Here is a 9,775-nt window from a genome sequence, read left to right as displayed (position 1 = left end):
CTTACTTCTCCTGAGCGTTCAGCCGTTCGCGAACGGCCGCAGTGATCTTGGGCACGGTCAGCCCGAACTTGTCGTAGACGGCCTCGATCGGCGCCGAGGCACCCCAGCCGTCGATGCCGAAGCGAAGCCCGTGGACCATCGTGTAGCGCTCCCAGCCGAGCGTCGTGCCCGCCTCGATAGACACGCGCAGGATCTGGCGCGGGTCGACATCGGGCAGCACGTCGTCTCGATAGTCGGCGGGCTGCGCCTCGAACCGCTCCCATGACGGCATCGACACCACATCGGCACCAATCCCCTCGGCTTCAAGCGCGTCGCGCACGCCGACCGCGATCTCGACCTCCGAACCCGTCGCGATCAGGATGACGCGGCGCGGCGCATCGGCGGCGCGCAGGCGATAAGCGCCGCGACCCGAAAGCATCCCCGCCTCCTGGCGAAGCTGCGGCAGGTTCTGGCGGCTAAGCGCCAGGACCGATGGACCGTCCTGCTTTGCAAGCGCCAGCGCCCAGCATTCCGCCGTCTCGACCGTATCGCAGGGACGATAGACGTCGAGATTGGGGATGAGGCGCAGGCTGGTCAGATGCTCGATCGGCTGATGCGTCGGGCCGTCCTCGCCGAGGCCGATCGAATCGTGCGTCATCACATAGACGACGCGCGCATTCTGAAGCGCCGACAGCCGGATCGCGCCGCGCGCATAGTCGGAGAAGACGAGGAACGTGCCGCCATAGGGAATGACGCCGCCGTGCAGCGCCATGCCGTTCATCGCCGCCGCCATGCCGAACTCGCGGATGCCGTAGGAGACATAGCGGCCGCCGTAATTCTCGGCATCGAGCGGCCCGGTCGACTTGGTCTTGGTGTTGTTCGAGCCGGTGAGGTCGGCCGAACCGCCGACCATCTCGGGGATCGCCGCGGTCAGCGCCTCGAGCGCCATTTCCGACGCCTTGCGCGTCGCGACCTTCTTCGGATCGGCGAGCAGCGTCTGGATATAGTCGCCGGTCGGATCGCTCGCGGGCAGTTCGCCCTTCATCCGGCGCGTGAACTCGACCGCATCGGCGTGGCCGGCAAGGCGCGCGTTCCACGCCTCATGCTCGCCCTGCCCGCGCTTGCCGGCGTCCAGCCAGACCGCGCGAATCTCGTCCGGCACGACGAATGGCGCGTGCGACCAGCCCAGCGCCGCGCGCGCACCCTCGATCTCCTTGGCACCTAGCGGCGAGCCGTGGCTGCCCGAGGTGCCCGCCTTGGTCGGCGCGCCCTTGCCGATCGTCGTGCGGCAGCGGACCAGCGTCGGCAGCTCGCTCGCCGTTGCTTCGTCCAGCGCGCGGGCGATGTCGGCAAAGTCGTGGCCGTCGCACTCGACGACGTGCCAGCCGGTCGCGCGATAGCGGGCGGGAATGTCCTCGCTCGACGACTTCGACACCGCGCCGTCGATGGTGATGCGGTTGTCGTCCCACAGCACCTTGAGCCGCCCGAGCTTCAGGTGGCCGGCGAGCCCGATCGCCTCGTGGTTGATGCCCTCCATCAGGCAGCCGTCGCCGGCAATCACCCAGGTGCGGTGATCGACCAGATCGTCGCCGAACTGCGCGTTCAGGTGCCGCTCGGCCAGCGCGAAGCCGACCGCCATCGCCAGCCCCTGCCCCAGCGGGCCGGTCGTCGCCTCGACCCCTGCCAGCTCGAAATTCTCGGGGTGCCCCGCGCACGGGCTGCCGAGCTGGCGGAACGCCTTGAGATCCTCGATCGTCGGCCGCTCGAACCCGGTGAGATGCAGGAGCGAATAGATCAGCATCGAGCCGTGACCGGCCGACAGGATGAAGCGGTCGCGGTCGGGCCAGTGCGGGTCGGCGGCGTCGAACTTCAGATAGTGCTGCCACAGCACGGTCGCGACGTCGGCCATACCCATCGGCATGCCGGGGTGCCCCGAATTGGCGGCCTCGACCGCATCCATCGACAGCGCGCGGATCGCGTTGGCGCAATCCTGATCCGAAACGGTCATCGGCACTCCCCTCACGCGCGCCTGATCGGTGGGTGCGGCGCACGGCTCGGGCGTGCCTTTGGGGCGCTCGCCCGCCCGCGTCAACCGGCCCGGCGCATGGGGGGCGTATCGCCGCTTGCCCGCCGGTCCCCCGATGCTATTGATTCGTCATGGAGGCCCCCGAACACCATCCCGCCGTGGCGCGGCTCGAGGCCGCGGTCGCGCGGATCGAGAAAGCAGCCGCAAGCCGCGCCTTCGTCGCCGATTCGCTCGCGCGCCGCCACGCGACGCTGCGCGCGCGGATGGAGGAAGCGGTCGCCGCCCTCGACGAACTGATCGCGCGAGAGGGACAGGGCTGATGGCACAGGTGAGTTTCGAGATCGCCGGCCGGCCCTATACCGTCGGCTGCCGCGAGGGGGAGGAGCCCAATCTGCGCTCGCTGGTTCAGCGGCTCGAATCGCTGTCGCCGATGGCGACGCGCGCGTCGGGCGGGCTGAGCCATGAGCGGACGCTTCTCTACATCGCGCTGATGCTCGCCGATCAGGTCGCCGATCTGGAACGGAGCCCGGCGAGCGGCGTGCCCCCGCATCTGATCGACAAGCTGGCCGATCGGCTAGAAGCCGTCGCGGCGGCTCTTGAGGAAGAGCCCGCGAGCGCCTAGATTGCTATTTGGCGGGCACTGCCCGGTACGAGCTTTAGCGAACATCCCTGAGGCGATAATTTCATCCTAGGGAGCTGTCCCTGCCCGGACCCTGGTCCGACGCACATGGTTCCCACCTGACGTTTGGGCGTCAGAGGATCTTCCAGCAAACGGCCATGGCGGTCCCGCCACCTTGAACCCCGCCCCGCCCCCCAGCCCCGACAAAAGGGCCTTGCGCGCCAGATTGCGCGCGGCGCGAGACGCGTTCGTCGCGGGCGGCCCGCCGCCGATCACGCCGCCCGCGGCCTATCTCGCGCGGCTGCGTCCCGGCCTGATCGTCGCCAGCTACCTGCCGCTCGGGTCGGAGGCCGATCCGATGTTGTTGGCCCAGGCAGCGGTTGAGGCGGGTTGCACGCTTGCGCTGCCGCGGACGACTTTGCGTGAGGCGCCGATCGCCTTTCATGCCTTTGCCAAGGGAGCCGCGATCGAGACGGGCCCGTTCGGCCTGCGCCAGCCCCATGCCGACACGCCGATCGTCCGCCCCGACATCCTTCTCGTGCCGCTGGTCGGCTTCGACGGCGCGTGCAATCGGCTGGGACAGGGGGCAGGGCATTACGACCGGGCGCTGACGGGCTTGCCCGACGCATGGCCGATCGGCATCGCGTGGGACGTACAGCGCGTCGCGGTGCTGCCCGTCGATCCCTGGGACCGGCCGCTGGCCGGCATCGTCACCGAAACCGGACTTCTCGAAAGGACCCCGCCCCTGTGAACCCCTCCTGGCGAAAGCCCGTCGGCGCGCTCTTCATCGTCGTACTGATCGTGCTGTGGGCGGTGCTGATCGCCAGCTTCTCGTCCGCGATCGGCGCGCTGCATCCGCTGGCGCAGGCGCTGGTCTATATCGTCACGGGGATCGTGTGGATCATGCCGCTCAAGCCGCTGCTGCGCTGGATGGAGACGGGGCGCTGGCGGGCCTGAAACGCAGCGAAACCCGGCCATTTGCATGACCGGGCTTCGTTATTCTCGCCAAGGGTGGCGCGAGTGACGGGGCTCGAACCCGCGACCTCCGGCGTGACAGGCCGGCGCTCTAACCAACTGAGCTACACCCGCAATGCCCTTGCGAGGACGCGGCCTCTAGACGGCACCCCACCCCCTGTCAACTCGCCTCGTCATCCTTTTTGCGAAATGCCGGATGACGGGGCGCCGGGCGGCTGACGAGGGTGCCGTGCTCGAACAGGAAGCCCGCGATATCGGGCTTTCCGGCGGCGTTCAGGATCGTCTGGAAGATGATGAGCAGCGGCACCGCGAGCAGCGCACCCGTCGTCCCCCACACCCAGCCCCAGAAGCTCAGCGAGACGAGGATCAGGATCGGGCTGATCGTCAGGCGATGGCCGACGACGAACGGCGTGATCGCATTCGCCTCGACAAGGTGCGCGCCCACCATGATGAGCGACGGCAGCAGCGCCCACCAGAGCTGATCGTAGGTCATCAGCCCGCCGAGCGCGAGCAGCGCGGCGGCGATGACTGGCCCGAAATAGGGGATGTAGTTGAGGAGCGTGACGATCCCGCCCCACATCAGCGGCGTCGGCATCCCGATCAGATAGAGCGCACCCGCCACGATCAGCCCCAGCGCCACGTTGATGACGGTGATCGTGCCGAGATAGGCGGAGGTGTCGTCGACCACGTCCTGAATGACGCGCGCGGTCGCCAGCGCGCCGCCGAAGCTGGTCCGGCTGGTGATCGCCGCGCGGCGAAGGCGCGTCCAGCCCGACAGAAAGAAATAGATGACGAGGATCGCGAAGAACATCTCGATCAGCGCCGAGGGGGCGGAGGTGCCGACCAGATCGAGCAGACCCGTAGGCGGCTGGGCCGAAACCGCGGTCGGCGCCTCCCGCGCAGGCACCGCGGCGAAATTCTCGATCGTCCGGTTCACGAACCGCTCGGCATTGGAATAGAAGTCGATGAGCGGCTTCACGTTCGACTGGATCTGCTCGATCCGCTCAGGGAGCAGCCGCACCCATTGCCACGCCGGCACGACGATCGAGGCGAGCGCGGCATTGGCGACGCCCAGGAACACGATGACGCAGATGAACGCCGAGAGCGCTGCCGGGAGCCCGCGCCGCTCCAGCCATTCGAGCGCGGGGACCAGCGCGATGGCGATTACGATCGCCGCGGTCAGCGGCAGGAAGAACTCGGACCCTGCCTTGAGCGCAAAGGGCAACGCGAGGAACAGCCCCACCCCGCCCATCAGCGTGAGCGCGGCGAGCAGGCGGTCGCGCCGCAGCTCCTCGACATGCTCGGGCGAGGGTTCGGGCATCGGCGGCAGCGGCGGGTGCCGCTCTTCGGGGCTGGGAAATTCGCTCACGCCGCCCCCTTAGCGAATCGCGCGCCCCTTGGCGACGGCCCGCGAATCGGCATAGTCCTTTGCCCATGAGCGACTTCATCCTCGTCCTCGACGAGGGCACCACCTCGACCCGCGCGATGCTGTTCGACCGCGAGGGACAGTGCCGGGACACCGAGAGCGCCGCGCTCGACCAGCATTATCCGCGCGCCGGCTGGGTCGAGCATGACGCCGCCCAGATCTGGGACCGCACGCTCGCCTGCGGCCAGGCGGTGGTCGATCGCGCGGGCGGGCCTGAGCAGATCGCTGCGATCGGCATCGCCAACCAGCGCGAAACGGTGGTGTTCTGGTCGAAGCAGACCGGCGAGCCGCTCGGCCCCGCGATCGTGTGGCAGGACCGGCGCAGCGCCGCCTTGTGCCGCACGCTGCGCGAGCGCGGCGAGGAAGCGGGGGTGCAGGCGCGCACCGGCCTTCTGCTCGATCCCTATTTCTCGGGCACCAAGATCGCCTGGGCGCTCGAGCACTGGCCGCAATTGAGGGAGGCCGGCGACGATCTGGCGATCGGCACCGTGGAAAGCTGGCTCGTCTGGAAGCTGACCGGCGGGGCGCACCTGACCGACGCCAGCAACGCCTCACGCACGCTACTCATGGGCCTCGGCACCGGGCGGTGGGACGATGGGCTGATCGACCTGTTCGGCGTGCCGCGCGGCAGCCTGGGCGAGATCGTCGACAATGCCGGCGACTTCGGCGCGGCCGATGCGTTCGGCGGCAGCATTCCGATCTGCGGTCTTGCCGGCGACCAGCAGGCGGCGACGATCGGACAGGCGTGCCTGAAGCGCGGGGAGGTCAAGGCAACCTATGGCACCGGCGCGTTCGTGCTCGCCAATTGCGGCGCATCGCCCCCCGCCTCGCGCCACCGGCTGCTCTCGACCGTGCTCTGGCAACTGGACGGCCGGCGCGCCTATGCGCTCGAAGGGTCGGTGTTCGTTGCCGGCAGCCTGATGCAGTGGCTGCGCGATTCGATCGGGCTGATCGCGCGCGCGGACGAGAGCGAGGCGCTGGCGCGGTCGGTCGAGGACAATGGCGGTGTCTATTGCGTCCCCGCGCTCGCCGGCATCGGCGCGCCGTGGTGGGAGGCGGAGGCGCGCGCGGCGCTGACCGGCATGAGCTTTTCGACGACGCGCGCGCATATCGTGCGCGCCTGCCTTGAATCGATGGCGCATCAGACGCACGACCTTCAGACCGCGTTCGCCGCCGACGGTGCCCCTTGGGCGTGCCTGCGCATCGACGGCGGCATGGTCGCCAACGACTGGATGGCACAGGACCTGGCCGACATGCTGGACCTCGAGGTCGAGCGCCCGGCCTTTGCCGAGACGACCGCGCTCGGCGCGGCGATGCTGGCGGGCGTCGGCTGCGGCTGGTTCGACGGGCTGCAAGCAGCAGCGGCGATGCGCGGCAACGCGGAGCGGTTCCGACCGACGATCGCACCCGACGCACGCGAAAAACGGCTCAAAGGCTGGTCTTTCGCGATCGAGACCGTGGTCGCCGCGGCACAGCGGTAAGCATTCACTCATACTTTCGGGCGTATATCGGCACCAGAAGGGATCGACCGCCGACTATGTCCGCACAGCCGCTCGACGCGCACGAACAACGTGCCAATCTGCGCCTGACGCTGCACGCCGAGGGGCGGCTGTCCGAGCCTTATGCCGGACAGCACGGGATCGAGCTCCTCGACATCTCGTCGACCGGTGCGCGGATCGCCACCTATCGCCGCTTCCATGCCGGGCAGACGCTGTATCTGACCGTCGACCAGCTCCGCTCGATCAAGTGCGAGGTGCGCTGGGCGCGCCCGGGCGAGATCGGCGTCGCATTCGAGCGGCCGCTCCACGTCGCGATCCTCGATCACCTCGCCGCCGCGCACCGCGCGACCTAAACCGTCAGACGAGCGCCTCGAGCAGGCCGATCAGCGGTTTGTCCGCCGGCGGCATCTCCAAGCGGTGCAGCTCGACCGGGCGCACCCATTTGAGCTCGGTCGCGTGCCGCGCCTCGACCACGCCCTTCCACTTGCGACAGGCATAGAGCAGCAGGAGCAGGTGCCGCCCGTCCAGCGGTTCGCTGGCGAACACCGCGGGCGCTAGGCACGCGGCTTCCACGTCGATGCCCAGTTCCTCGCCCAGTTCGCGGATCAGCGCCGCCTCCGGCGTCTCGCCGGGTTCGACCTTGCCGCCCGGAAACTCCCACAGCCCCGCCATCGACGTGCCTGCCGGGCGCCGCTGGACCAGCACGCGCCCGTCGAGGTCGACCAGCGCCGCGGCGACGACGAGCAGCATCGGCATCGGAGGGTCCGATGGCATTTCCTTAACTCCCAGGGACTAGGTTTGCGGCGCGATTGGCCAAGGGGGACATGATGCCGCGATTGCACCGACTGACGCAACGCCTTCTCGCCGACCGGCGGGGCGCGACGGCGGTCGAGTACGGCCTGATCGTCGCACTGGTGGTGATCGCGATCATCACCGCGATCATGGCGGTCGCCAACGTCACCTCGGGCATGTGGAACAACGTCAACACGCGCGTCGACGAAGTGATGCGCTGACGCTTCTCCGCAGCTTTGGCCGCGGGTTCCATGGCAACGAAATAAAATAGATCGGCCCGCCCCGCTTAAACGAATTCTCAACCGCCTCCCCCTATTCCGAAATAGCTGGTTCCGGGGGCTCTCGGACAGCCGGGTGTTTGAAGTTTGGACCGATGGAGACCGGAATGCAGAAGATTCGCAAGATTTTCGCCGACAAGAAGGGCGCGACCGCGATCGAGTACGGCCTGATCGCCGCGCTGATCGCCGTTGCGGCGATCGCCGCGATGCAGGGCCTGGGCAACAACCTGACCAAGACGTTCAACAACGTCGCGTCGAACATGAAGTCGACCTGATCGCTTCCTGATCGATTGATTTCCCAGCGAGGGCGGCGGAGCCGATGGGTTCCGCCGCCCTTTCTTTGTCACCGGGAGTGCAACATGGTGAATCACGTTTTGACACTGCTGCGCGAGACGCGCGCGGCGACGGCTATCGAATACGGACTGATCGCGGCGCTGATCGCGGTTGCGGCGATCGCCGCGATGCAGGGCCTCGGCAACAACCTCAAAAAGACGTTCAACAACGTCGCGTCAAACATGAAATCGACCTGAGGGAACCGTTTTCGAGTCGCTCGTCGCCCGCCCGCGTCGCTTCGGCGCAGCGCGGGCACGGCGGCTTGCGGGTTAATTTGACTTTAGGATCATGCCGCTACACCCCGCTGGCACATGGCCGGCGCGGGCGGCTAGCGGCGGGGGCCGATCGGACTTGTTTCTCAACGACGACCAGCACTGGCTCGACGGATCGGGCACCGGCACGCGCGGTTTCGGCCGCGCGAACGCGCTCGCGCTGCCGCCGCAGACGCGAGCCGAATTGCTGGCCGAGCGGATCCGCGGCCTCGACCTGTTCGTCGATCTGGGCGCCGATATCGGCTCGCCGACCTGGTGGCGCGGGGCCGCCACCTGTCTTGCGCTGTGCGCGGGCACGCTGGCGCTGGCACCCGGTTTCGACCGGCCGCTGCATGCCGTCGGCAACGCCCCCCTCTCCTCCACCGACCGGGACGAGATCGCCTCGCAGTCGATCGCCCCCCTCGCCTTCGGCGCGACCAGCGGCCGGCGGATCGGTGCGACGGGTGCCGTCCGCCCGCTGACCGACACGCCCGAGCGGCCGACGCTCGACCTGTCCGCCACGCTGCCCGGCGGCGATGCGCTCGCCCGGACGCTGCGCCGCAGCGGCGTCGGCGAGGGGGAGGCGGATCGCGCCGCCGCACTCGTCGCCGAGCAGGTGTCGCTATCCGACATCCGCCCCGGCACGCGCATCGACCTGACGCTCGGCCGCCGGCCCAGCCGTGACGTGCCCCGCCCACTCGAGCACCTCGCTTTTCGCGCGCGCTTCGACCTCGCGCTCGAACTGACGCGCGACGGCGGCACCTTTGCGATCAGGCCGATGCCCATCGCGATCGATTCGACGCCGCTGCGCATCCGTGGCCGCGTCGGCACCAGCCTCTATCGTTCCGCCCGCGCCGCGGGTGCGCCGGCCAAGGCGGTCGAGGCGTTCATCCGCCAGATCGCGACCAAGGTGCCGATGTCGCGCCTCGGCGCCAACGACCAGTACGACCTGATCGTCGAGCAGGAGCGCGCCGCCACCGGCGAGGTGCGGCAGGGCAAGCTCCTCTACGCCGCGGTCGGCGAAGGGCCGCAGCGCACGCAACTCGTCCGCTGGGAGGATGGCGGGCGCACCGACTGGTTCGATCCGAAGGGCGTCGGCGAGAAGAAGGGCATGATGGCGATGCCCGTCGCCGCGCGCATCTCGTCGGGTTTCGGCTGGCGGACGCATCCGGTGCTGGGCTTCCGCCGGCTGCACAAGGGTATGGACTTTGCTGCCCCTTATGGCAGCCCGATCCGCGCGGCAACCGATGGCGTTGTCGCCTTTGCCGGGCGGCACGGCGGCTATGGCAATTTCGTCAAGCTCGTCCACAGCGGCGGGCTGGCCACCGGCTACGGCCATATGAGTCGGATCGCGGTGCGCGGCGGCGAGCGGGTGAGCCGCGGCGAAGTGATCGGCTATGTCGGCTCGACCGGCCTGTCGACCGGCCCGCATCTGCATTACGAATTGTGGCGCAACGGCGCGCCGATCAATCCGACCTCGGTCAGCTTCACGACGACCTCGCAGCTGTCGGGCCGCGACCTCGCCAATTTCCGCGCACTGACCGCGCGGCTGATGGCGGTGCCGGTCCGCGGGGGCGGCGCGAGCGCCGAGTAACGA

The 9,775-nt window shown here is 68.8% G+C and carries 13 protein-coding genes and 1 tRNA gene; 10 read left to right on the top strand and 4 right to left on the bottom strand.

Annotated features, from left to right (window positions below; genetic code table 11):
• Position 1: 1 nt before the first annotated feature.
• On the bottom strand, positions 2-1,987 hold the full coding sequence (gene tkt, locus FHR19_RS02220) for a transketolase (RefSeq protein ID WP_184023737.1): 1,986 nt from the start codon (positions 1,985-1,987) through the stop codon (positions 2-4).
• 149 nt (positions 1,988-2,136) lie between these two features.
• Here tkt and FHR19_RS02215 point away from each other — a divergent pair, with 149 nt between their 5' ends.
• The 4 genes from FHR19_RS02215 (at position 2,137) to FHR19_RS17825 (ending at position 3,581) form a co-directional block, all read left to right on the top strand.
• Positions 2,137-2,325: a hypothetical protein gene (locus tag FHR19_RS02215; RefSeq protein ID WP_184023736.1), complete on the top strand. Its 189-nt coding sequence runs from the start codon at positions 2,137-2,139 to the stop codon at positions 2,323-2,325.
• Positions 2,325-2,627, top strand: a complete 303-nt coding sequence (locus FHR19_RS02210; RefSeq protein ID WP_184023734.1) for a cell division protein ZapA — start codon at positions 2,325-2,327, stop codon at positions 2,625-2,627. The genes FHR19_RS02215 and FHR19_RS02210 overlap by 1 nt, the downstream gene beginning before the upstream one ends.
• A 223-nt stretch (positions 2,628-2,850) precedes the next feature.
• The gene (locus tag FHR19_RS02205) at positions 2,851-3,375 is read left to right on the top strand and encodes a 5-formyltetrahydrofolate cyclo-ligase (RefSeq protein ID WP_246359256.1); all 525 of its coding nucleotides are present in this window, start codon (positions 2,851-2,853) and stop codon (positions 3,373-3,375) included.
• Positions 3,372-3,581 (top strand): DUF2842 domain-containing protein, encoded by a 210-nt coding sequence (locus FHR19_RS17825; RefSeq protein WP_184025981.1) that lies wholly within the window; start codon positions 3,372-3,374, stop codon positions 3,579-3,581. The genes FHR19_RS02205 and FHR19_RS17825 overlap by 4 nt, the downstream gene beginning before the upstream one ends.
• 55 nt (positions 3,582-3,636) lie before the next feature.
• On the opposite strand, the gene FHR19_RS02195 is transcribed toward FHR19_RS17825, so the two are convergent.
• Both FHR19_RS02195 and FHR19_RS02190 read right to left on the bottom strand, forming a co-directional pair.
• Positions 3,637-3,713: transfer RNA gene (locus FHR19_RS02195), tRNA-Asp, on the bottom strand.
• Positions 3,714-3,759: 46 nt separating this feature from the next.
• Entirely contained in the window at positions 3,760-4,920 is a 1,161-nt protein-coding gene (locus tag FHR19_RS02190; protein ID WP_184025745.1) for an AI-2E family transporter, read from the bottom strand.
• 113 nt (positions 4,921-5,033) lie between these two features.
• Here FHR19_RS02190 and FHR19_RS02185 point away from each other — a divergent pair, with 113 nt between their 5' ends.
• Together FHR19_RS02185 and FHR19_RS02180 are read left to right on the top strand one after the other, a co-directional pair.
• Positions 5,034-6,506, top strand: a complete 1,473-nt coding sequence (locus FHR19_RS02185) for an FGGY family carbohydrate kinase (RefSeq protein WP_184023730.1) — start codon at positions 5,034-5,036, stop codon at positions 6,504-6,506.
• A gap of 56 nt (positions 6,507-6,562) precedes the next feature.
• A complete protein-coding gene (locus tag FHR19_RS02180; protein ID WP_184023728.1) occupies positions 6,563-6,877 on the top strand; it encodes a PilZ domain-containing protein in 315 nt (104 codons plus the stop codon).
• Positions 6,878-6,881: 4 nt separating this feature from the next.
• Here the strand turns inward: FHR19_RS02180 and FHR19_RS02175 are convergent, their stop codons facing one another.
• Entirely contained in the window at positions 6,882-7,280 is a 399-nt protein-coding gene (locus FHR19_RS02175) for a (deoxy)nucleoside triphosphate pyrophosphohydrolase (protein ID WP_246359255.1), read from the bottom strand.
• Positions 7,281-7,351: 71 nt separating this feature from the next.
• Between FHR19_RS02175 and FHR19_RS02170 the strand changes: the two genes are divergently transcribed.
• From FHR19_RS02170 to FHR19_RS02155, 4 genes are all read left to right on the top strand, one after another.
• The gene (locus FHR19_RS02170; protein ID WP_425505921.1) at positions 7,352-7,537 is read left to right on the top strand and encodes a Flp family type IVb pilin; all 186 of its coding nucleotides are present in this window, start codon (positions 7,352-7,354) and stop codon (positions 7,535-7,537) included.
• 164 nt (positions 7,538-7,701) lie between these two features.
• Positions 7,702-7,869 (top strand): Flp family type IVb pilin, encoded by a 168-nt coding sequence (locus FHR19_RS02165; protein ID WP_184023722.1) that lies wholly within the window; start codon positions 7,702-7,704, stop codon positions 7,867-7,869.
• An 84-nt stretch (positions 7,870-7,953) separates the two neighbouring features.
• Complete coding sequence (locus FHR19_RS02160) at positions 7,954-8,124, top strand: Flp family type IVb pilin (RefSeq protein ID WP_184023720.1); 171 nt, start codon at positions 7,954-7,956, stop codon at positions 8,122-8,124.
• Between the two features lie 154 nt (positions 8,125-8,278).
• Entirely contained in the window at positions 8,279-9,772 is a 1,494-nt protein-coding gene (locus FHR19_RS02155; protein WP_184023718.1) for a M23 family metallopeptidase, read from the top strand.
• Positions 9,773-9,775: the final 3 nt, after the last annotated feature.

This window comes from Sphingomonas yantingensis, assembly GCF_014199325.1.
Lineage (GTDB): Bacteria > Pseudomonadota > Alphaproteobacteria > Sphingomonadales > Sphingomonadaceae > Sphingomonas > Sphingomonas yantingensis.
This window is presented reverse-complemented; position numbering and strand designations above follow the sequence as displayed.